Origin of the sequence: Bradyrhizobium sp. CCGUVB23 (genome assembly GCF_024199885.1) — a bacterium.
Lineage (GTDB): Bacteria > Pseudomonadota > Alphaproteobacteria > Rhizobiales > Xanthobacteraceae > Bradyrhizobium.
In genome coordinates, this window is the sequence record NZ_JANADQ010000001.1 from 8,333,211 (window position 1) to 8,354,985 (window position 21,775).

Here is a 21,775-nt window from a genome sequence, read left to right on the forward strand (position 1 = left end):
TCGACAGCCGAGTACCTCGCGTTGTCGGACAACAGCTCGCTCGTGAGTGGGCGCGCGGGGCTGCGCGTCGGTTTCTAGCCTAAGGCACTTGTTGCAAAATCGAAAAAATTGGGAAGCGAAACCAGAATTCCTGAGAAAAGGAAGCGAACTAGTTCGCTTCAGGCACAGTATCTGTCATGCAGAGATATTCTCGCTCCCCGAGAATGGGTGCAGGTGAATCGACGAAGGCGCAAGCCCGCTCGGTTCGCCTTCATCAGCATCCGTCCTCAGGAGAACTGCGAATGTCTGCCTCCTCAAGCTTTGCTCGCGTAGCTGCGGTATCCCTCTTGTTCGTCGGCATCGTCTCGGCCGCGCATGCCGCGATTACGGGCAACACACTCACCACGAATTCCCTTACTCAGAATTCACTTAGTCAGAATGGACTGTTGACCTCGGGTACGCTCCACGACCTGAACGGCGTTCAGGTCGAATTCGTCGTCGTCCCGGAAGGCAAGACTCGTTGAGACGAAAGACGCTTCGCTCACGTCGCAGCGCGGTGCGTCGCGTCGCCGGCACCGCCGCGCTGCTGGCGCTTGTTGGCCTGTTTCCGTCGTCGAGTTGCGGTGGCGAGGTCGGCGAAGCAGTCCGCGTGCAGGGCGTCGCAGTCGATGGAACGCGCTTTCGCGTCATGCTCTCCGATGGCCGGATCATGGCGCAAACTGACTTGCCCGGTACGATTCTGGCGTTAGGTGACCGGACTGGAGCGCGTCGTCTGGTTCGTATCGACGCGGTGGAGCACGATCCCAAGGACCAAAGCGGAGAGGTCGTTCTGTACCAGCTCTCGGAACAGGAGCCTGCGAGCGGAGAATGGCGCAATCTCTGCCAGCCCGATCCGGAGGGAAGGCGGCTCGGATTCCCGCTTGCCGGTTCGTTCACCCAGGACGGGCGGTACCTGCCTCCCTCGGGAGAAGCCGAACGAAGCCGGCTGTTGATCACCTGTACCGGCGGCGCCGAAGGCAAATGCGTCCGTCTTGGCTATAAGCCCTGGGGCTCGACGCCCGATGGCTCTTCGCTTGCGCCTTATTATCAGGCTTGCGTTCGGCTGATACGGGCCGATTACTGCGGTGACGGGCAGGGGCATACGCGCAACGGCACCGCGATCGACATCTTCGACAAGATCGGTATCGTCGCCGACGGGAAAGTACCGGAGATGACCTTCGAAGCGGCCTGGGCGCCTGCGGGCGGTCTGTGTGCGACATACGAGGCTGCCTGACATCCTGGACAACGCGATGCTCGGCAAAGCGTGCCCGCGTCTTGCCGACCAGATCGGCGAAAGTTGCGACGAGACGAAGCCGGCCTTGTTGTTCAATCGCTCCGTGGCGCGTTGAGCTGCCTGCGGTGCATTGAGGGCCCGAGCGTAGTCTCGATCGGCAATTGGTGCCCTTGTAGCTGGAATCCCAAGATCGTAGCAGAAATCGCGGGTTGGCTACTTCTGACGCGTGGACGCGCGTGGTGCGTCCCAGCTTCGCGCAAGGTCGTTGCTGTAGAATGATGGGGAGCGAGGCGTCAGGCAAATTCGAGAGTTGCTCAGCGTTCTGGCGGCTTGTCTGGCTGTGCAGTTCGTAGGGGGACTCAGGCGCGTTTCATAGAGTCTGCATGAGCGGCAAACGCACGAAGGGGCATCTGTCTCGCACCCTACGTAATCGCATCGATGATGGGGCCCATCGTAATGTTTGCTGATAAGTCGTCAGGTTCTGTAGCATTCGAGGCCGGTCTTGCGCACCATTGCGCAGGCCGCTTGCCGCAAGCAGAGGCGATTTATCGGCAGATACTGGCATCCGAGCCGGATCATGCGGACAGTCTTCACCTCCTGGGCCTTGTTTCGCTCCAGGCTGGTCACCCCGACAGGGCGCTCGATCTCATCATCCGTGCCGTCAAGCTCCAGCCTCGCGACAGCGTGTATCATAGCAGCATGGCTGCCACTCTGCGCGCTCTCGGACGAAGGGGCGAGGCCATCGCGAGCTACCGGGAAGCGCTGCTGCATAAGTCCGACGATCTGGATACGCACATTCAGCTTGGTATCCTGCTGGGTGAATGCGAAGACGTCGCGGGTGAGGAAGCCCACTACCGGCGCGCGCTGCAATATGCTCCCGATCATGTCGATGCTCGTTTCCATCTCGCCAATCTGCTGATGAGACGGAAGCATTTCGATGATGCGATCAGCGAGTTTCGGCAGGTGCTGCGGCAAAGACCGGATTTTGCGGCGGCCCACTGCAACCTTGGGGCAGTGTTATTCAATCTGTCCGCTTTCGAGGAATGCGAGCGTTGCTATCGTGAGGCCCTGCGCCTCAACCCGACATTTGCGGAGGCCCATAACAATCTTGGTGGTCTTCTCATCAAATTGGGGCGCCTCGACGAGGCGGAGGTCAATCTTCGCGAAGCTTGCAAACTGAACTCATGTTTCCCCGAGGCATTGAACAATCTCGGTGACTTGCTGCGACTGCGGGGCCAGCTGGAAGAGGCGGAAGCATGCTGCAGGGAAGCTTTGCGTCTGAAGCCGGACTATGTTCCGGCGTACCTGATCCTGGGCAACGCCCTTCGCGAGTCCGGCCGCTTCCACGAAGCGGAGTCTTGCTATCGGGCAGCTCTTGATCGCAATCCGACCTGGCTGGAGGCGCTCAACAATCTTGGCACCCTGCTGTTTGATCTCGGGCGGCCTGAAGAAGCCATCCAGAGCTTCCGAACGGCGGTGTCGCAAAAGCCGGATTATGCCCACGCGCATTTCAACCTTGGGATCACGCTGTTGCTGGCCGGCCAGTTCGACGAAGGATGGCGGGAATATGAGTGGCGGTGGAAGCAGGACACGAAAAAGCAGCATCTGCGCGGCTTCAGCCAGCCTCTCTGGGATGGAGGAGATATCGGTGATCGGGTCCTGCTGCTGCATGCGGAGCAGGGCCTGGGCGACACGCTCCAGTTCTGTCGCTTCGTGCCGGCAATTGCGGCGGGGCGGCGGGTCGTTCTCGAGGTTCAGCGGCCGCTGGTGCCGCTGCTGGCGGGGCTGCCGGGAATTGAGAGCATCGTTGCCCGCGGCGATCCCCTGCCGCCGTTCGACCTGCAATGTCCGCTGTTGAGTCTGCCGCGGGTCCTTGGCACCACAATCGAAACCATCCCGCAGCAGGCATCCTATCTCCGGGCCGATCCGCAAGGCGTGGCGGCCTGGCGCCATCGCGTCCGGCAAATCGATGGCGTGCGGGTCGGCCTCGTCTGGGCCGGCAATCAGACGATGAGCGGCGACCGGCGCCGATCCATTCCGCTTGAACGATTCTCGGAGCTGGCGGACCTGCCGGGGGTGAGTTTCGTCTCATTGCAGAAGGGATCGGGAGCCAGGCAGTCGCCGCCGCCTGGTCTGTCCTTGCATGACTGGACGGAAGATCTCCACGACTTCGGTGAAACCGCGGCGCTGATCGAGGCACTGGATCTGGTCATCAGTGTCGATACCGCGGTGGCGCATCTTGCAGGAGCGCTTGGCCGCCCGGTCTGGCTGCTCAATCGCTTCGATCGGTGCTGGCGGTGGTTGCTGAACCGCGACGACAGCCCCTGGTATCCGACGCTGCGGCAATTCCGGCAACCTCAGCCCGGCGATTGGAGCAGCGTTCTCCACGACGTGCGGGCCGAACTCGAGAAGTGCAGTTTGCCCCGATCCACCGTCCAGTAGCGCCACGTACTCTCGAATATCACACGCTCTTATGTGGGTGAGGGCGTCGTTATGCCGGTAAAGGCGCGTCGTTCGTTATGCGTGGCAAACGCATGCGCAGGTATTAAAACACCGGTACTGTGCATGGGGTTGTCTTTCGAGTTTTATTGGGACCCTCTCGCGGGCCGCCACGGGGTCACAGTCACGCCATGCGCCGCGTCAAGCAAATACGGTGTGCCCGGATTCATCCCGTGTGAGGTCAGCACCTCCTGCGGCGTTCGCTTTGGCACACCGACGAAACAGCCTTCGCCGCCAGGCAGGCGCACCTTTGGGGCTTCCGAGAGCCAGAAGGTGTCGTAGCGGTCCATGAACATGTCGAACACGACGGGGCCGCCGATGATCGCGACCGTGCCGGAGGCAACGTCGGCAAAAGAGCAGGCTTCCTCGAAGCTCGCGCCGAGCGGATTCCACAGTGTCGCGTTCGGCATCTCCGGATCGACCACGAGCGCTGCGATCTTGCGGGTCAGGATCAGCCGCTTGCGCTTGGGTGAATTCGGCTGTCCCTCATGCGAGTGCCGGCCGTGCACGATCAGCGCAGTGCGATCGAGCGCCTGCTCGAAGAACCTCTTGTCGCCCTCGAACTTCAGGCTGTCGGGCATGACGTGCCGCGCGTCGGCAAGCATGCCGTCGGCGGAGACGATGACGTAGCCTTCGAAACGGAAAGACAACGGCGCGACTATTCCGAGACCGTCGTCACCACGCTGTTGACCGGGCGCTGGCTCACAGTCGGCAGCTTGACGTCCTTCAGCAGCTCCTGGTCGTACTCGGGCAGCGTCGACACCGGGCTCTTCGCGCGCATCGCCACGACCTTGTAGCCGCCGGCCTTGAGCTGCGCGAGCAGCGCGGGCAGGGCCTCAGCGGTGTGCTTCTGGAAGTCGTGCATCAGGATGATGCCCTTGCCGAGCTTGGTGAGCTTCTTCATCACGGTGTCGATCACCTTCTCCGGCTTGGAGGCCTTGAAGTCGAAGGAGTCGAGGTCGCAGGAGAAGATCGCGATGTTGCGGTTGCCGAGATAGGTCACCATCTCCGGCGGGTGCTGGAGCGCCGGGAAGCGGAAGAACGGCGAGGGCGAGATGCCGCCGAGCGCCCATTTCACCGCTGAGAAGCCCTTCTCGATCTCGTCCTTCTTCTGTTGATCGGTGAGCTTCTTGTTGTTGAGGTTGGCGTGCGACCAGGTGTGCGCACCGATGGTGTGGCCGGCGGCATAGACCTTCTTCAAGATCTCCGGCTCGTAGGTCGAGTGCTTGCCGATCGGGAAGAAGATGCCGGTGGTGCATTCATCGGCGAGCGCCTTCAGCACCGCAGGCGTGTTGTTCGGCCACGGGCCGTCGTCGAAGGTCAGCACGACCTCGTGGTCGCGCAGGAAGTCGAGCTCCTTGAAGTGCTCGAAGCCGAAGCCTGGACCACCCGTGGTGTCGATCTCGACGGTGCGGGCGACGCCGAGCGCACTGGGATTGCTGCAGGCGGCGCGTGCCGGCTGCGCGCCCTGTGCCGCTGCTGGCGGGCTGGCGGCCGCGGCAGGGGCCGCTGCCGGCGCTGCGGCGGGGGCGGCCTGCGCGGCTGCCGCGGGCTTCGCGGCTGGGGTCTGCGACCATGCGGCGCTCGCCATCGCAAGAGAGATCGCGCTCGCCAAAATCAGTCCTGCCGCAACACGCATGATGTTGTCCTCGATAGATTGATCCCGTTGTTCGGCCGTAGCTTTTTTGCCCCTGTCCGAACCTGTCCGCCCCAGACAATCCTAGCCTAGTTGGTGGGCCATCACCAATGCAACGGCTGTTTGGCTCAGCTAGGCAATTGTGCCCAGGCGCGTGAGACCAGCTCAGCTATCCGCGAGCGCCTTCGCGACCGCGGTCTTGACCCGCGTGTCGGTCGGCTCGACAGCAGAGGCGAAAACCTCGGCGATATAGCCGTCGCGGCCGATGAGGTATTTGTGGAAGTTCCAGCGCGGAACTTCCTTCGGCCGGGCTTCCGCCGCCCATTTGTAGAACGGATGGGCCTTGGGACCGACCACGACGGCCTTGGCGGCGATCGGGAAGGTAACGCCGTATTGGTGATGTGCGGTCTCCGAAATCTCGGTTACGCCGCCCGGCTCCTGGCCGCCGAAATCGTTCGAGGGCACGCCGATGATGGTCAGTCCGCGTTCGCGGAACTCGTTCCAGAGTTCCTGAAGACCAGCATATTGTGGAGTGTAGCCGCACAGCGAGGCTGTGTTGACGATCATCAGCGGTCGGCCGGTAAACGCGGCAAGCCGGATATCGTCGCCGGAGAGCGCGGGGAAGGAGAAGGCGTAAGCCGAGATCTTGCTCATCGACGCTTGCGCAAGGGCGCGAGTCGCGACGGGGCTGGTGATCGCGGCAAGCGCCGCGGTGAGCATTGTCCTGCGGTTCAGCATGGCGATGTCCCCGAAGGTGATCCGGGGACGATGATACTCCGCGCGCGCGACCAAGCGCGCTCAACACCGCGTTATGCGGAGGCCTAGCGCAAGCGGACGATGAAATCCGTGCCTTCGCCGGTTTCGCCCTGATTGATGCCCTGGTCGGAGACGATGATCGAGCTGCCGGTGGTCAGCATCTCGCCGATCTTCGCCATGGTGTCGGCGGGGATGGAGATGCGGTCGAGCGCCTCGGCCGGACTGTCCGGTGTGATCACAGGCTTTGCGGCGATCGGGATGACGCCGGCCATGCGCTGGCGGCGAGTCATGCGGCTGTCGTCGTCACGCTCCACCGAGCGGACGGCGACGGGCACCGACACCACCGACCAATGCAGCGCGTTGGCATCGCTCTTGTCGGCTTCCGCGGTGAAGACATGCGTGCCGAGCGGACGGTCGCTGGCCGCGATCGTCACGGGCGCATCGAACAGCGGCGAAAAGTTCTGCCGCACATAGATCTTGGAATCCTTGCGGCTGATGAACACCGCGATCTGGCCGGTACGCTTCGGCGGTTCGGGCTTTGCGGCTGGCGCGGGCTCGGTGATGCGGGTCTGATCCTTTTTCGCATCGGCGGCGGGCTGTGCTGCAGGCGTCGGCGCCGTCACGGTGACATCGGGCTTCTTGGCCTCGGTCGCTTCGGCCTTTGCCGGTTCAGGCTTGGCAACGTCAGCCTTAACAGCTTCGGGCTTGGTGCTCGCGCTCGCAGCAGGCTTGGCGGTCGCTTCGTCCGTTTGCGGTTTTGCCGGCTCGGATGCGTCAGCGATTTTCGCACCGTTCGTCTTTGCGTCTTCGTTCGGAGGGGCCTTGTCAGCGGGGGCCTCCTCGCGCGCCATCGCGTTGCCAATGGTTGCGTCCGACATCACGGTATGGCCGACGGTCGAGCGCAGCTCCATCGCCGGCTCGGCGTTCACACTCTTGACCTCAGCAGCCTTGACCTCCGCGGCTTTGCTCTCTTCGGCCTTGCTCTCAGGAGACATGGCCTCGGGGGCGCCCTTGTCCGCCTTGTCGGCGACGGTTGTCGCAGGCTGCTCCAGGCTCGCCGTCGGCTGCGGCGGGACGCGCAGGCTCGCGAGCAGGGGATGCGAGAAACTGTGCGGGGTCATCTCGCCGGGCGTCACGATCACGCGCGCGCCCATCTTGGTCCAATTCCACATCTTCACCGCGAACGCCATCGGCATGCGGATGCAGCCATGGGAGGCGGGATAGCCGGGCAGCACGCCGGCATGCATGGCGACACCCGACCAGGTGATGCGCTGCATATACGGCATCGGTGCGCCGCTATAGATGTTGGAATGGTGGAATTTGTGTTTCTGGATGACGCTGAACACGCCCATCGGCGTGGGATGCCCCTTCATGCCGGTCGACACCGGCGATTCCGCGAACACGCCGTTGGAATCGTAGACCGTCACCCTCTGCCGGTCGATCGAGATGGCGATGACCAGAGGCCCTTGCGGCTTGGCGCCGGTCTCCTTCTCGCCGCTCTCTTTCTTTTTCTTGCCCAGAACAGTGGCGCGCTTGCGCGGATTCGCACGCTCGATCCGCGGCTGCGGCTGGTGATAGTAAGAACCGTCGGTGTAGTCCGACCAGTAATACATCGCGGCTTCCGCATGGGTCGTGGTGCCAATCGCACCCGCCGCCGTCAAAATGGCGACCCGCCACAACCGCGCCCTTGCGCCAGAAGAACCGGTCACGCTCACGCTATTCATCCTCGAATCCGTCTTCCAAATCAGTAGTTAGTCTCGCAAAGGGGATACGCGTTCACCACTATAGCGGTTCTGATATCAGCCAATTTTGTCGAAGCCGTAGCAAAAAAGCCTCACAGACCGGTAAACGGAGGCTGCGCGGGTCAGCCGGTCGCCTTCCTGATCAGCTCTCGCATCCCTACATTGCGGGGACTTGTTACCGGAGAGCTTCATGTCATCTCGTTTCCCCGGTCTTTCTGGCATGCACTTGAAAGGCCTCGCTTTATTCCTCCTGCTCATGGCCGTGCCGGCCAGCTTCGCCCAAGCCGCCGATGAGCCCGATCTGATCTTCCGCCGCTCCACCGTGTTCAAATGGCTGAGCCCGAACGACAAGCTCGCGACCTATGGCCTCGACGATCCCGAGGTCGAGGGCGTGGCCTGTCATTTCACGGTACCGGAGAAGGGCGGCTTCAAGGGCTGGTTGGGGCTCGCCGAGGAGGTCTCTGACATCTCGCTCGCCTGCCGGCAGGTCGGTCCCATCAAGTTCAAGGACAAGCTGGAGCAGGGCGACGACATGTTCCGAAGGCGCCGTTCGCTGTTCTTCAAGAAGATGCAGATCGTGCGCGGCTGCGATACCAAGCGCAACGTGCTGGTCTACATGGTCTATTCCGACAAGCTGATCGAGGGCTCGCCGAAGAACTCGACCTCGACCGTGCCGATCATGCCGTGGGGGCCGACGGATACCAGCATTCAGAAGTGCGGCGACTTCTTCACTCAGTGACGAGTTTGCGGCTGGCGCGCGGCCTTGCGAGAAGCGAGCCGGTCAGCCGCACGAACGCCTGCGGTGCCGCCTCATAGCCGCGGTCTGATTGCAGCGCCATCGCGCCGGTGGCGCCGCACTGCCTCTGTCTCTTATTGGCGCGGTCCGAACCCTGGTCCGCATCGCGCGCCATTGCGCGATCTAAAGCCATCATGATGGCCATCCCTCAACCCTGAGCCTCGGTTTGATGCCGGGCTTATCGATGTTCGAAGGCGTCGGTCGTCGCTGGAACAACCCCGGTTCAGCGGAACTTCGCGCTTCTTTGCGCTCCTGTTCAGCAGAGAAACGTAAAATGCGTGTGAAGCGGCTGCTTCGGGACGGTGACCGCAAGCGCGCGCGGGCAGCTGCGGGAACGCCGGAGAGGGCCGCGAAGCAGCCGTCGGCCACGAGGCGACTTCACTGAAATAATTGGGGTTTTTGACTTAATGTTTCGTCGCATCGGCGCCGACGAAACAATTCTCACGAAGATGAAACCATTTTCCGCATTTGGCGCATCACGGACGAAACCGCCCATGGTTATCACCCCCATCAGCGGTAGCGACGCACAGCCGCGGGAACTGGAGACTTCACATGTGGGCGCTCCGCTTCATCCTCGCTTTCGGCTTCGTCCTCGCCGGATCCTCGCTGGCCGGAACGAGCGACAGCGGACTGCCGGGCGTCGGGACCTTTGCCTATAGCGGCTCGCCGGTTGGGGCCAAGGCGCCTCAGCCGATCGTGATGGCCGCGCGTCTCTGATCGCAGAAAAAAAGACCGGTAGGATCAAGAAAAGCCATCATGTTTCGCATCTGCGCCGCAGCTTTCCTCGCGTCCGTCCTCACGATCACCGCTGCCCAGGCTCAGGTGCGCTCTCCCAACAGGTTGCCGGATCCGCGCACCGATTTCGTGCGCCAATGCGCGCCGCACATGCTTGGGCGTTGGGCGCACCCGGAGGAAGTCTGTGGCTGCCTGCATGATCATGCCGCCGCCGTCGTCGAGGACCGCGACCTGCGCGAAGCGCTGCTTCGCGGCATCAGCGAGACCGGCGTGCCGACCATCGAGAACGAATGGGTGCCGGCCGCCAAGCAGTCCGAGATCGGACCGACCTTCACCAAGATCGCCAAGCCGACCCTTCAGTGCATGTTCGACCCGGCGAAGTAGACCGCACGCTATTTCGACTTCGGTCCAAACCGCGGCACGCAGGTGCGTGTCGCCGTGATGCCGCTTTCGGTCATCTTAGCACCGCGCACTTCCTTGATCTGCCCGGCGGGGCAGGTGCCGTCATCGACCATCACGCGCTGGCCAAGCCGCAAGCCGACGATATTCTGCTCGCGCCCGACCGTGTCGGCGCGCGCCAACGTTATTGTTGCTGCGGCAAACAGCGCGCACAGGCTCATCGCGCGAAAATGGGTCATGACGAAAAATCCAAACCTCGATGCGGCGATGTTAGAAAGCCGCGCGCGATTCTCATAGTGAACCTTCGTCACGCGCGCCGTGCCGGCATGTCGCTGCCGCGAAGCGCGGCCAGCGATTGCGTCGCGAGCTTTTCGGCTGACGCCACCAGTTGCGGAACGGAATGGCCGGAAAAGCCGAGGACGAAACCGGGCAGGGGACGGGCGCGCGCATAGGTGTCGGCCAGCAGCCAGCCTTCCGCGCCGGCCGCGTGCTTGGCCTGCGAGGCGATGCGCAGATCCACCGACGGCTCGAACCGCGCGACCAGATGCAGGCCTTGCGAGGGCACGGGAACAGACAGCCGGCCGTCGGACGCGGCCTGAAGCGTCGCAGCCAGTGCATCGCGCGCCTCACGATAGAGCTTTCGCACGCGCTTCAGGTTCGCAGCGAAGGCACCGGAGTTGAGCATGTCCGCGACCGCGCCTTCCATCAGCGTACCGGGAAAACGGTCGAGCGCGGCCCGCGCAGTCGCGACCGTGCCGATCAAGCGCTCCGGCAGCGCGCAATAGCCGATGCGCAGGCCCGGAAACAATGTCTTGGCAAATGTGCCCATGTAGATCACGCGCTCGAGCTGATCGATGCCGGCGAGCGACATCAGGGGTGCGCCGTCATAGCGGAACTCGCTGTCGTAATCGTCCTCCAGCACGAAGGCGCCAGCCTCCCTCGCCCAGTCCAGGAGCTCGAGCCGGCGCGGCATCGACATCTGCACGCCCAGCGGAAATTGATGCGACGGCGTGACATAGGCCGCGCGCGCCCTTGGTGCCGCCGTCCGGCCCTTGGCGACACGCAGGCCGTGCTCGTCGACCGGCGCGGAGACAGCGCGATATCCGCAATGGAGGATCGTCGCGCGCGCGGTGGGGTAGCCCGGATCCTCGCACCAGATCTGGTCGTTGGTTTTGAGGATCGCGCCGAGCACGATGCGCAAGGCGTGCAGCGTGCCTGAGGTCAGCATGATCTGGTCGGGATCACAGCGCAGGCCCCGCGCCGCGAGCAAATGATCGGCAACCGCAACGCGCAACTCGCGGCTGCCGCGCGGATCACCATAGTGCAGATGTTCACTTCCGAAGGCGCGCATGCGCCGGCCGACGAAGCCGCGGAAGCGTTGCAGTGAGCGCTCGTCGATGTGGGTGCAGCCGAGTGCCAGCGTGCCCTGCCGCGGCGCCTCGACGATGATCTTCGCCTTGCGCGCATCGCTCACGCGCGCGGGAATTTTTGCAGAGACGAACGTCCCGGAGCCGACGGTTGCTTCCGCAAACCCGTCGGCGATCAGCCGCTCATAGGCCGTGACGACGGCGTTGCGCCGGAAACCGGTTTGCTTCGCCAGCGTCCGCGATGGCGGCAGCGGCTCGCCCGGCCTGACCAGGCCTTCCACGATCGCGTGGCAGAGCGCCTGGTAGAGCCGGTGCGCCGAGGGAGCGCTCGCCGTAATGTGCGCTCCCGAAAAATCGAGCGGCAGCTCGGCCCTGCGCGGCGCGGCTTTCGGGGGCGGTTTTGAATTGGTCGGAATTTTTCGCATGGAATTGGCACTATCGCAGACCAAATGGGGCGCTACAACTCCTTCCAGATTCAATTTCACGACAGGAGCCGCCGTGTCCGACGGTATCGCCACCACGTCCTATCCGGTCTCGTCCCGCAACCAGGTGAAGCGCCGCCATGATCGCGGGTCCTATGATCACGCCACCGTTCACCGCATCCTGGACTCCTCGATGCTGTGCCACGTCTCCTATGTGATCGACGGCCAGCCCTATTGCACGCCGACCTTCTTCTGGCGGGAAGGGACCAAGCTCTATTGGCACGGCTCCAGCGCGAGCCGCATGCTGCGCAACCAGTCGAGCGGGCAAAGGGTCTGTCTCACCGTTGCGCATCTCGACAGCCTCGTGCTGGCGCGCTGCGGCTTCAATCATTCGGCGGATTATCGCGCGGTGATGGCCTTCGGGACCGCTTACCTCGTGACGGACGCGGAGGAGAAGCAGCGCGCGCTGGTCGCCATGGTCGACCGCTTCTTCCCGGATCGCACTGCGGGCTTGCGCCCAAGCAGCACGCAGGAGGCCAAGGCGACGTCCTTCATCGCGATGGAGATCGAGGAAGCCTCCGCCAAGGTTCGCACCAAGGGCCTTGCAGACGACGATGAGGACTACGCACTGCCAATCTATGCGGAGCGGATCCCCGTGCGCACCGTGCTTGGCGCGCCGGAACCTTGCAAGCGCCTGCTCGACGGCGTCACGCGGCCAGCGACGTTGAATGGTTATTCGGAGGGCCGACTGCTCGAAGATGCATTGCTGGATGCCTATTTTGAGGAGTACCCGGAGGGCTGAAATCGGCTAGCTTCGCGGCGCTCTTGGGAATGCCTGACGGAGTTGCCAGCATGAATGCCGATACGCAGCAGAGGATTCTCGACGCCGTCGATGCCGGCTTCGAGGCCCAGCTTGCGACCACCCGCGATTTCGTTGCGATCCCCTCGACCCGCGGCGCTGAGGGGCCCTGTCAGGACATGATGGGTGATCTGCTCCGCGCGCGGGGTTATGAGGTCGACGACTGGCACATCAATGTCGACGAACTCAGGGATCTGCGCGGCTTCGGTCCGATCGAGCATGATTTTTCCAAGGCGCGCACGGTGGTCGGCACCTACCGCCCGCAAACGAGTGGCGGCAAATCACTGATCCTGCAAGGCCACTGCGACGTCGTGCCGGCGGGACCGCTGGAGCTCTGGGACACCCCGCCATTTGCGCCGGTCATCAAGGACGGCAAAATGTACGGCCGCGGTGCCTGCGACATGAAGTCCGGCACCATCGGCGCACTCTATGCGCTCGATGCGATCAAGGCCGCAGGCCTTCGGCCCACGGCGCGGATCCATTTCCAGTCCGTGATCGAGGAGGAGAGCACCGGCGTCGGCGCGCTCTCGACGCTCCAGCGCGGCTATCGCGCCGATGCCTGCTTCATTCCGGAGCCGACGGGCGGCAAGATGGTGCGCTCGCAGGTCGGCGTGATCTGGTTTCGTCTGCGCGTGAAGGGCCATCCGACCCATGTGGCGTTTGCCGGCTCCGGCGCGAATGCGATCATGGCCGCCTATCATCTGATCCAGGCGTTGCAAAAGCTCGAGATAGAATGGAACGAGCGCGCCAAGAGTGATCGTCACTTCAAGACGCTCAACCATCCCATCAACTTCAACCCTGGCATCATCAAGGGCGGCGACTGGGCCTCCAGCGTGCCGGCCTGGTGCGACGTCGATTGCCGTATCGCGGTTCTGCCGGGCTGGTCCATCGCCGATCACCAGAAGGAGATTCTGGCCTGCGTCGCGGCCGCGGCGCGAAACCACCGCTTCCTCGCCAACAATCCGCCCGAGGTCGAATGGTCCGGCTTCCTGTCGGAAGGCTATGAGCTGACCAACGCGGCTGCGCCCGAAGCCGCCTTCGGCAAGGCCTTCAACGCCGTCTATGGCGGCGCGGTCGAAGACCTCGTCTTCACCGCGCTCACCGACACCCGCTTCTACGGCCTCAACCACGGCATCCCCAGCCTCTGCTTCGGCCCGAGCGGCGGCGAGATCCACGGCTTCAATGAATATGTCGATCTGGAGTCGCTGAAGAAGTCTACCAAGGCGATGGCGCTGTTCATCGCGGAATGGTGCGGGGTGGAGAAGGGGTAGCCCTTTGCCCCCTCCGCCGTCGTTGCGAGGAGCGAAGCGACGAAGCAATCCAGACTGGTGCCACGGAAAGAACTCTGGATTGCTTCGCTGCGCTCGCAATGACGGAGTGTGGTGGCACTCCCTCACCTGAGGAGCTTGCGAAGCAAGCGTCACGAAGGATGACGGCGCGGCCGGTGGCCCCGCCCTTCGAGACGCGCGCCAGGGCGTGCTCCTCAGGGCGAGGAGCGGTGCCCGATATAGGTGCGCCTTTAAATGCTTTAAGCTTAAAATAAAGACTAGGATGGCGGCGCGGCCGGTGGCAGACTGGCGACCTGTCGCCTGCGAGTCTGGGAGTAACGATGCGCGATTGGGATGATGCGTATGCCAACTCGGCTCATGTGCCGGGATCGGACACACTGCCCGCGCTCTGGGCCGAGCGCGCCGCGTCCTATCGCGCGGGGCTCAGGGCATTTCGTCCGGACATCGCCTATGGCTCAGGCGAGCGCCAGTGTCTCGACCTGATCCTGCCCAATGGCGACACAAAGGGCCTCGTCGTCTTCGTCCATGGCGGCTACTGGATGCGGTTCGACAAATCGTCGTGGACCGACCTTGCTGAAGGCGCGCGCCACCATGGCTTTGCCGTCGCGCTGCCGAGCTACACGCTGACGCCGGCCGCGCGCATCTCCGACATCACGGCCGAGATGGCGGCTGCCATCGCCACCGCGGCCGCGCTCGTCGCCGGACCGATCCGGCTTGCCGGCCACTCCGCCGGCGGCCATCTCGTCACCCGTATGCTCTGCAAAGACAGCCGGCTTGAGCCTGCAGTCTACAACCGCATCGCCGGGACGCTGTCGATCAGCGGTCTGCACGATCTGCGCCCGCTGCTGAAGACCAAGATGAACGCCACGCTTGGCATGACTCTGGAGGAGGCGACGCTCGAAAGCGCCGCGCTGCATCTGCCGCGCGGACACGTGCCGCTCACGGCCTGGGTCGGCGGCGCCGAGCGGCCCGAATTCGTCCGCCAGGCCGAGCTGATGGCAAACGTCTGGACCGGTTTTGACGTGCCGACGCGTCTGGTGGTCGAGCCTGGCTACAACCATTTCACGGTCGTCGACGGGCTCAAGGATCCCTCGTCGAAAATCACCGCGAACCTGGTTGGCCTGGACTGACGCAGATCTGAGAGGGGATGTCATGACCAGCAACGACTACGATCCCACCGCCGAGGGCGCCGAGACCGATTTCGCTCGGCGGATGTCCTACGGCGACTATCTCCAGCTGGATGCGATCCTTGGCGCGCAGCATCCGCTGTCGGATGCGCATGACGAGATGCTGTTCATCATCCAGCACCAGACCTCGGAGCTCTGGATGCGCCTTGCCATTCACGAGCTCAGCGCCGCCCGTCGCGCCATCGCGCGTGACGAGGTATCGCCGGCGATGAAGATGCTGGCGCGCGTCTCCCGCATCTTCGAGCAGCTGAACAGCGCCTGGGACGTGCTGCGCACGATGACCCCAAGCGAGTACACGCATTTCCGCTCCAAGCTCGGGCAATCCTCGGGCTTCCAGTCGAGCCAGTATCGCCTGATCGAATATCTCCTCGGCAACCGCAATCACGCGATGCTGAAGCCGCATGCGCATGACGCCGAGGTCACGCATCTTCTCGAGGCGGAGCTGGCGACGCCGAGCCTATATGACGAGGTGCTGCGCCTCGCCGACCGCAAGGGGCTCGCGATGCCGCCTTCTGTCCTGGCGCGTGACGTCCGCGAGACACACAGCCTGAACGAAGGCGTGCTGGAGGCGTGGCGGGAGGTCTATGAGGCGCCGGAGACGCATTGGATGCTCTACGAGCTCGCCGAAAAACTCGTCGACTTCGAGGATTATTTCCGCCGCTGGCGCTTCAATCACGTCACCACCGTTGAGCGGGTCATCGGCTTCAAGCGCGGCACCGGCGGCACCGGCGGGGTCAGCTATCTCAAGCGCATGCTGGAGGTCGAGCTGTTTCCCGAACTTTGGCGCGTCCGCACCATTCTTTGAGCCAGCCATGACCAAGACCCGACTTCGCGTCTACGACGACACCAGAGCGCTCTTCCATCTGCCCGAGGGCGTGATCTATCTCGACGGCAATTCGCTCGGCGCGCTGCCGCTGGGCGTTGCCGAAAAGGTTGACCGCGTGATCCGGCAGGAATGGGGCGATGAGCTCATTCGCGCGTGGAACACGGCGGGCTGGTACGTGCAGCCGCGCAACGTGGGCAATCGCATCGGCCGGCTGATCGGCGCGGAGGCGGGCTCGGTGATGATGGGCGACACGCTCTCGCTCAAGGCCTACCAGGCGCTCGCCGCCGCGCTCGATATGAAGCCTGAGCGCAAAATCGTGCTCTCCGACACCGGCAATTTTCCGACTGATCTCTACATGGCCGAAGGCCTGATCGCGACGCTCGGGCGAGGGCACCAGCTGCGCCTCGTGGCGCCGGAGGCGGTCCAGGCCGCGCTGTCGGAGGAGATTGCGGTGCTCTACCTCACGGAGGTCGACTACCGCACCGGTCGCCGCCATGACATGGCGCAGCTCACTGCAAAGGCGCATGCGCTGGGCATCGTGACCGTCTGGGACCTCGCGCATTCGGCCGGCGCACTGCCGGTCGATCTCGCCGGCGTCGACGCCGACTTCGCTGCGGGGTGCACCTACAAATATCTCAACGGCGGTCCCGGTGCGCCGGCCTTCCTTTACGTCGCGCCGCGCCACGCCGATCGGGCGCGCGCCGCGCTCTCGGGCTGGATGGGCCACGCAAAGCCGTTCGCCTTCGATCTCGGCTATGCGCCCGCGGGCGGCGTGGAACGCATGCGCGTCGGCACGCCGCCGGTGCTCGCGATGGCTGCGCTGGAGGCTTCACTCGACATCTGGGACCGCGTCGATCTTGGCGAAGTGCGGGCCCGCTCGCTGGCGCTCGGCGATCTCCTGATCGCGGAGGTGGAGCGCCGCTGCCCGGAGCTTAAGCTCGTGACGCCACGCGCGCACGAGATGCGTGGCTCGCAGGTTTCCTTCGCCTTTGACGGCGGCTACGCCGCCATGCAGGCCCTGATCGCCCGCGGCGTGATTGGCGACTTCCGCGCCCCCGACATCATGCGCTTCGGCCTGACGCCGCTGTATATCGGGGAGGACGAGGTGATGAAGGCGGCCGAGATCATCGAGGAGGTGATCGTTGGCGAAGTATGGAGGCGACCGGAATTCCAGGTCGTGAATGCGGTGACGTAGCCCGCGCTGTCTCCACAACGTCATTGCGAGCGCAGCGAAGCAATCCAGACTATCGCCGCGGTGGGATTCTGGATTGCTTCGTCGCTTCGCTCCTCGCAATGACGAGCTTGTGGCAAGCGCTATCCACACTGTCGTATCCCAATTGTTCAAGCCAGGGCATGACTGAGATTGTGTATCAACCCGCCTTGCGCGCTTTCGTGCGCGCTGCCGGCGCTTTCTTCTTCGCCTTGCCCTGATTGTATTCGATCGCTGCACGCACGAGCTGTTTCAGCGCCCGCGCGTTGATCTTGTCACCTTCGAGGAAATCGATTGCGCGGCGTTCGTTGCCATCGAGGCCGGCGTTGAAGAGTTTTTCGGGATCGGCGAGACGCGCTCCGTACATGAAGGTCAGCTTCACCTTGCCCTTGTGGGCATTGGCGACCGCGATGATGCCGTCGCGCTCCCACACCGGACTGCCCATCCACTTCCATTCCTCGACGATCTCGCTGTCGGCCTCGAGGATGGCGTTGCGCAGGTTCGCAAACATCTTGCCGCGCCAGTCGGTGATCCCGGCGATCAGTTGGTCGATTTTTTCCGATGGAGTCATTTGAGGTTCTGTGCTCCCAATTCTGGTCCTGTTCTACGTCGGGCGAGCGATCGCCGTCAGCCACTTCGCCATTTGGTGGCATAGGGCAGGGCGAACAGATAGAGGCCGGAGAGCAGAAGCAGCATGAGCGGGAACAGCGCCAGGAGGCCGATCCAGACCGCCTGCATCTCCAGCCCCATGGCGAGGACATTGACGATGACGGCCACCGTGAAGCCAATCGACAGCCAGCGGTGAACCTGCCGAATCCACATGTTCCAGTTCAATGAGACCTCCTGTCCTAGAGTGCAACGGCGGCGTCAGTCTGCCTGCGGCAGGACCTCTTCCAGCTTCGCCAAGAACTGCTTCCATCCGGCATGCGCGCCGCCATAGGCCTGCTTCTGGTCCGGGCGGAATCCCACCTGCTCGACGCGGAGCAGAGTTCCGCCGCGCGTCGGGGTGAGGGTAAAGGTCACCACGCTCTCCAGATTGTAGGCCGCATCCTGATGCGCAAAGTTCCAGGTGTAGGCGAGCGCCTTGTTCGGCTCGATCGTGAGGACCTCGCAGTCGAGCACGCCGCCCCACTCGCCGGTGAGCTTGAAACGATGGCCCGGCACCGGCACAAAATCGTTCTTCATCAGCCACTCCGAGATCAAATGCGGCTGCGTCAGGGCCCGCCAAAGCTTCTCGGGCGGATGTGCGAACTCGCGCTCGACGACGACGGAACGGGTCTCGGTCTTGTTCATTGGTCCATCCTCTTGAGAAGATCCTCGAGGTCATCGAACCGGCTTTGCCAGAAGCCGGTCATCTTGCTGGTCCAGTCGATCAGCGGGGCGAGCGCGCGAAGCTGCGCGCTGTAATGCGTCTGGCGGCCCTCGTGGCGGTCGCGCACGAGGCCCGCTTGTTTCAACGCCATCAGATGCTTCGAAACGGCTGGTTGCGACACGCCGGCCCGCGCTGTCAACGCGCCAACGGTCTGCTCGCCGTGGCGGCACAGCCGTTCGAAGATAGCCCGCCGGGTCGGATCGGCAAGGGTCCGGAACAGCACATCGTGGGTGTTGGCCATGTGAGATTGATAACTCGTTGGTTATGAATGATCGTATAACCCGATAGTTATGAATTCGTCAAGCGGGGATGCGCCTGACGTCGCTCGCGCCTGGACGGAACGCCTCTAGCTTGAATCAATTCAAGCCAGGCGCGACAGCTCCAATCGCACCTCCGCTCGTGCCGGATGGCTGGGCTGCATGTTTCCGTATGGGTTGTAAGTTGACTTGCTCCACACGCCGGCGCTGAGTCAGTCCCAAGGCATCGCTGCCGGGGAACGAGCAGACGTGCCGGCAGGAGGGCGGAAATGTTCGAAGTGCGCAAGCCTGGTGGCATCTTCATCGTCTTTGTGTTGCTCGTCGCAATTGGCGTGAGCCTTGTTGCTTCGCGGCCTGCGCAGGCGCAACAGAACTCCGCGGTCCTTTTCCAGAACGTCCGCATCTTCGATGGCCGGAACAGTGCGCTCTCGTCGCCATTCAATGTGCTCATCCGCAATGGCAAGATCGAGAAGATCTCGGCCGCACCGCTGACCGCGGATGCGCGGGCGATCGATGGCGGCAATCGCGTGCTGATGCCCGGGCTGATCGACGCGCATTGGCACGCGATGCTGGTGCGCCCGACGCCGGCGGCTGCGATTGCGGGCGACGTCGGCTACCTGAATCTGCAGGCGGCCACAGAAGCCACCGCCACACTGATGCGAGGCTTTACGACGGTGCGCGACATGGGTGGTCCGAGCTTCGGGCTCAAGCGCGCCATCGACGAGGATCTCGTGGCAGGTCCCCGCATCTATCCCTCCGGCGCCATGATCACCATCACCGGCGGCCATGGTGACTTCCGGCAATTGTCCGACCTGCCGCGGACCATCGGCGGCATGCTGAGCCGCATGGAGCTGATTGGCGGCAGCATGGTCGCCGACAGTCCGGACGAGGTCCGCGTGCGCGCCCGCGAGCAGCTCATGCAGGGCGCGACGCAGGTCAAGCTCACGGCGGGCGGCGGTGTGGCCTCGCCGTTCAGCCCGCTCGACGTCTCCACCTTCACCGAGACCGAGCTGCGCGCGGCGGTCGAGGCGGCCGAGAACTGGGGCACTTATGTGGCCGTGCACGCCTACACGCCGGTGGCGATCCAGCGCTCGATCGCGGCGGGCGCGAAATGCGTCGAGCACGGCCATCTCATGGACGAGGCCTCGGCGCGTCTGATGGCCGAGAAGGGCATCTGGCTGAGCACGCAGCCGTTCCTCGATCTCGCCGGTGCCGCCGCGCTGGGGCCCTCGGAGCAGGACAAGATGCAGCAGGTGGTCACCGGCACCGACAGGGTCTATGCACTTGCCAAGAAGTACAAGATCAAGACCGCCTTCGGCACCGACGTCCTGTTCTCCAAGGCGCTCGCCGAGCGGCAGGGCGCGATGCTCGCCGACCTCACCCGCTGGTACACGCCGGCCGAGGCGCTGGCGATGGCGACATCGGCGAACGGCGAGCTCCTGAGCCTGTCCGGTCCGCGCAATCCCTATCCCGGCAAGCTCGGCGTGGTCGAGGAAGGCGCCTTGGCGGACCTGCTGCTGGTCGATGGCAACCCGATCGAGAACATCAAGCTGGTCGCAGACCCCGCGAAGAATTTCGTCGTCATCATGAAAGGCGGAAAGATCTACAAGAATACGCTGGCCGGCGACAGCAGAAGATAGCGACGTCGATAGTGTGGTGCGCCTGCGCCCACACCCCGTCATTGCGAGCGCAGCGAAGCAATCCAGGCTGTCTCCGCCGAGGCAGTCTGGATTGCTTCGTCGCAAGAGCTCCTCGCAATGACAGCGTTGATAGAGCTGCGCGCCTAACCTCGACGCTCGTAGGGTGGGGTAGCGAAGCGTAACCCACCATGTTGGCCGTAACCACCCCTAGCCCCCATGTCGCAGCACCTCGATGGGATCGAGCCGCGCGGCGCGCCAGGATGGGTAGAGCGTTGCGAGAAACGAAAGCGTCAGCGCCATGATCACGACTGCCGAGGTTTCTCCGACCTCGATGTCCGCCGGTAGCTTCGAAAGAAAGTAGAGCTTTGGCGGAAACAATTCGGTCCTGGTCAGCCAGGACATGAATTGCCGGATCGACTCGATATTGAGGCAGGCCAGAAGCCCGACTACGAAGCCGATCAGCGTACCTGCGACGCCGATCGAGGCGCCGGTGATCAGGAAGATCCTCATGATCGAGCCCTGCGAAGCACCCATGGTTCGCAGGATCGCAATGTCGCTGCTCTTGTCCTTCACCAGCATGACGAGGCCCGACACGATGTTCAGGGCAGCCACGAGGACGATCAGGGCCAGGATCAGGAACATCACGTTGCGCTGGACCTGAAGCGCGCTGAAGAAGGTCGAGTTGCGCTGTCGCCAATCGACCAGGAAGATCGGCCGGCCGGCCGCCTCCATCACGTTCCTGCGAAACATGTCGATGCGATCAGGGTCGGTCGTGAACACCTCGATTGCCGTGACATCGCCGCTGCGGTTGAAGTAGGACTGCGCCTCCGCGATCGGCATGAAAACCATGCTCGCGTCGTACTCCGACATGCCGATCTCGAACACGGCCGTGACCTTGTATTTCTTGATACGCGGCATGACGCCCATTGGCGTCACCGCGCCGTGCTGCGCGACGAGAGTGATGGCGTCACCGTCATGCAGCGAAAGCTGATCGGCGAGGCCCTGGCCGATCGCAACGCCCTGATCGTCGTCAAAATGCTCGATCGACCCCTGCTTGATGTTGCCGGCGACCGAAGCGAGCTTGTTGAGATCGACCCCTCGGATCCCGCGCACCAGAACGCCGGAGGCGTTTGCGGATGATGCCAATGCCGTCCCGTCGACGACGGGCGCCGCCAGTCGAACCCCCTTCAACTGGTTGATCCGTTCGGTCACGTCCTTCCAGTCGGTCAGAGGCGATTCCAGCGGCTGAACCAGAACATGCCCGTTGAGCCCAAGGATCTTGTCCAGAAGCTCTTTGCGGAAGCCGTTCATGACCGCCATCACGATGATGAGGGTCGCGACGCCCAGCATGATGCCGAGAAACGAAAACCCAGCGATGACCGAGACGAAGCCTTCCTTGCGCCGCGCGCGCAGGTAGCGCGCAGACAGCATCCATTCGAACGGCGCAAAGGGAGCGGTCTTCCGCGGCGCTGTCATGATCCTCAAGGCTCGTCAGCCTCGTCATTCTGTCCGGTTGCAGCCGGTTTGGCGA

Annotated in this window: 24 protein-coding genes; 12 read left to right on the forward strand and 12 right to left on the reverse strand. The window is 63.5% G+C overall.

Going from position 1 to position 21,775, the window contains the following annotated elements:
- The first annotated feature begins 281 nt into the window (after positions 1 to 281).
- The 3 genes from NLN62_RS38775 (at position 282) to NLN62_RS38790 (ending at position 3,694) form a co-directional block, all read left to right on the forward strand.
- Complete coding sequence (locus NLN62_RS38775) at positions 282 to 503, forward strand: hypothetical protein (RefSeq protein ID WP_254112219.1); 222 nt, start codon at positions 282 to 284, stop codon at positions 501 to 503.
- Positions 500 to 1,252 carry an ADYC domain-containing protein gene (locus NLN62_RS38780; RefSeq protein WP_254112220.1) on the forward strand — a complete coding sequence of 251 codons (753 nt, stop codon included), beginning with the start codon at positions 500 to 502 and terminating at the stop codon, positions 1,250 to 1,252. Before NLN62_RS38775 ends, NLN62_RS38780 begins: the two co-directional genes overlap by 4 nt.
- A 456-nt stretch (positions 1,253 to 1,708) precedes the next feature.
- On the forward strand, positions 1,709 to 3,694 hold the full coding sequence (locus NLN62_RS38790; RefSeq protein WP_371933071.1) for a tetratricopeptide repeat protein: 1,986 nt from the start codon (positions 1,709 to 1,711) through the stop codon (positions 3,692 to 3,694).
- 143 nt (positions 3,695 to 3,837) lie between these two features.
- On the opposite strand, the gene NLN62_RS38795 is transcribed toward NLN62_RS38790, so the two are convergent.
- From NLN62_RS38795 to NLN62_RS38810, 4 genes are all read right to left on the reverse strand, one after another.
- Positions 3,838 to 4,401, reverse strand: coding sequence for a dihydrofolate reductase (locus NLN62_RS38795; protein ID WP_027523899.1), 564 nt, complete (start codon positions 4,399 to 4,401; stop codon positions 3,838 to 3,840).
- Between the two features lie 8 nt (positions 4,402 to 4,409).
- Positions 4,410 to 5,390 carry a polysaccharide deacetylase family protein gene (locus tag NLN62_RS38800; protein ID WP_027523900.1) on the reverse strand — a complete coding sequence of 327 codons (981 nt, stop codon included), beginning with the start codon at positions 5,388 to 5,390 and terminating at the stop codon, positions 4,410 to 4,412.
- A gap of 162 nt (positions 5,391 to 5,552) precedes the next feature.
- The gene (locus NLN62_RS38805; protein ID WP_254112221.1) at positions 5,553 to 6,125 is read right to left on the reverse strand and encodes a glutathione peroxidase; all 573 of its coding nucleotides are present in this window, start codon (positions 6,123 to 6,125) and stop codon (positions 5,553 to 5,555) included.
- Positions 6,126 to 6,208: 83 nt separating this feature from the next.
- On the reverse strand, positions 6,209 to 7,867 hold the full coding sequence (locus NLN62_RS38810; protein ID WP_254112222.1) for a L,D-transpeptidase: 1,659 nt from the start codon (positions 7,865 to 7,867) through the stop codon (positions 6,209 to 6,211).
- A 208-nt stretch (positions 7,868 to 8,075) separates the two neighbouring features.
- On the opposite strand from NLN62_RS38810, the gene NLN62_RS38815 reads away from it, so the two are divergent.
- Positions 8,076 to 8,624, forward strand: coding sequence for a CreA family protein (locus tag NLN62_RS38815; RefSeq protein WP_254112223.1), 549 nt, complete (start codon positions 8,076 to 8,078; stop codon positions 8,622 to 8,624).
- Here the strand turns inward: NLN62_RS38815 and NLN62_RS38820 are convergent.
- Entirely contained in the window at positions 8,614 to 8,817 is a 204-nt protein-coding gene (locus NLN62_RS38820) for a hypothetical protein (protein WP_027523904.1), read from the reverse strand. The two genes, NLN62_RS38815 and NLN62_RS38820, sit on opposite strands and share 11 nt — an antisense overlap.
- 416 nt (positions 8,818 to 9,233) lie before the next feature.
- Between NLN62_RS38820 and NLN62_RS38825 the strand changes: the two genes are divergently transcribed.
- A complete protein-coding gene (locus tag NLN62_RS38825) occupies positions 9,234 to 9,398 on the forward strand; it encodes a hypothetical protein (RefSeq protein ID WP_254112224.1) in 165 nt (54 codons plus the stop codon).
- 36 nt (positions 9,399 to 9,434) lie between these two features.
- Positions 9,435 to 9,800 (forward strand): hypothetical protein, encoded by a 366-nt coding sequence (locus NLN62_RS38830; RefSeq protein ID WP_027523905.1) that lies wholly within the window; start codon positions 9,435 to 9,437, stop codon positions 9,798 to 9,800.
- An 8-nt stretch (positions 9,801 to 9,808) separates the two neighbouring features.
- Here NLN62_RS38830 and NLN62_RS38835 read toward each other — a convergent pair whose 3' ends face one another.
- A complete protein-coding gene (locus NLN62_RS38835) occupies positions 9,809 to 10,054 on the reverse strand; it encodes a DUF6719 family protein (protein ID WP_027523906.1) in 246 nt (81 codons plus the stop codon).
- A 68-nt stretch (positions 10,055 to 10,122) separates the two neighbouring features.
- Positions 10,123 to 11,607 (reverse strand): PLP-dependent aminotransferase family protein, encoded by a 1,485-nt coding sequence (locus NLN62_RS38840; protein ID WP_254112225.1) that lies wholly within the window; start codon positions 11,605 to 11,607, stop codon positions 10,123 to 10,125.
- A 73-nt stretch (positions 11,608 to 11,680) separates the two neighbouring features.
- On the opposite strand from NLN62_RS38840, the gene NLN62_RS38845 reads away from it, so the two are divergent.
- The 5 genes from NLN62_RS38845 to kynU all read left to right on the forward strand — a co-directional run bounded on the left by NLN62_RS38845 (position 11,681) and on the right by kynU (position 16,960).
- Entirely contained in the window at positions 11,681 to 12,406 is a 726-nt protein-coding gene (locus NLN62_RS38845; RefSeq protein WP_254112226.1) for a pyridoxamine 5'-phosphate oxidase family protein, read from the forward strand.
- A gap of 50 nt (positions 12,407 to 12,456) precedes the next feature.
- Positions 12,457 to 13,734 carry an ArgE/DapE family deacylase gene (locus NLN62_RS38850; protein ID WP_254112227.1) on the forward strand — a complete coding sequence of 426 codons (1,278 nt, stop codon included), beginning with the start codon at positions 12,457 to 12,459 and terminating at the stop codon, positions 13,732 to 13,734.
- 338 nt (positions 13,735 to 14,072) lie between these two features.
- A complete protein-coding gene (locus NLN62_RS38855) occupies positions 14,073 to 14,882 on the forward strand; it encodes an alpha/beta hydrolase (protein WP_027523911.1) in 810 nt (269 codons plus the stop codon).
- Between the two features lie 22 nt (positions 14,883 to 14,904).
- On the forward strand, positions 14,905 to 15,744 hold the full coding sequence (gene kynA, locus NLN62_RS38860; protein ID WP_027523912.1) for a tryptophan 2,3-dioxygenase: 840 nt from the start codon (positions 14,905 to 14,907) through the stop codon (positions 15,742 to 15,744).
- Between the two features lie 7 nt (positions 15,745 to 15,751).
- The gene (gene kynU, locus NLN62_RS38865) at positions 15,752 to 16,960 is read left to right on the forward strand and encodes a kynureninase (protein ID WP_254112228.1); all 1,209 of its coding nucleotides are present in this window, start codon (positions 15,752 to 15,754) and stop codon (positions 16,958 to 16,960) included.
- Between the two features lie 175 nt (positions 16,961 to 17,135).
- On the opposite strand, the gene NLN62_RS38870 is transcribed toward kynU, so the two are convergent.
- Genes NLN62_RS38870 through NLN62_RS38885 form a run of 4 tightly spaced genes read right to left on the reverse strand, consistent with a single transcriptional unit; the run spans position 17,136 to position 18,588 of the window.
- Positions 17,136 to 17,546, reverse strand: coding sequence for a DUF1801 domain-containing protein (locus NLN62_RS38870; RefSeq protein ID WP_027523914.1), 411 nt, complete (start codon positions 17,544 to 17,546; stop codon positions 17,136 to 17,138).
- Between the two features lie 56 nt (positions 17,547 to 17,602).
- The gene (locus NLN62_RS38875) at positions 17,603 to 17,809 is read right to left on the reverse strand and encodes a hypothetical protein (RefSeq protein WP_027523915.1); all 207 of its coding nucleotides are present in this window, start codon (positions 17,807 to 17,809) and stop codon (positions 17,603 to 17,605) included.
- A 33-nt stretch (positions 17,810 to 17,842) separates the two neighbouring features.
- On the reverse strand, positions 17,843 to 18,268 hold the full coding sequence (locus NLN62_RS38880) for an SRPBCC domain-containing protein (RefSeq protein WP_027523916.1): 426 nt from the start codon (positions 18,266 to 18,268) through the stop codon (positions 17,843 to 17,845).
- Positions 18,265 to 18,588, reverse strand: coding sequence for a helix-turn-helix transcriptional regulator (locus NLN62_RS38885; protein WP_027523917.1), 324 nt, complete (start codon positions 18,586 to 18,588; stop codon positions 18,265 to 18,267). The genes NLN62_RS38880 and NLN62_RS38885 overlap by 4 nt, the downstream gene beginning before the upstream one ends.
- Positions 18,589 to 18,873: 285 nt before the next feature.
- Here NLN62_RS38885 and NLN62_RS38890 point away from each other — a divergent pair, with 285 nt between their 5' ends.
- Entirely contained in the window at positions 18,874 to 20,244 is a 1,371-nt protein-coding gene (locus NLN62_RS38890) for an amidohydrolase family protein (RefSeq protein WP_254112229.1), read from the forward strand.
- A gap of 207 nt (positions 20,245 to 20,451) precedes the next feature.
- Here NLN62_RS38890 and NLN62_RS38895 read toward each other — a convergent pair whose 3' ends face one another.
- Positions 20,452 to 21,720 carry a lipoprotein-releasing ABC transporter permease subunit gene (locus tag NLN62_RS38895; RefSeq protein WP_027523918.1) on the reverse strand — a complete coding sequence of 423 codons (1,269 nt, stop codon included), beginning with the start codon at positions 21,718 to 21,720 and terminating at the stop codon, positions 20,452 to 20,454.
- Positions 21,721 to 21,775: the final 55 nt, after the last annotated feature.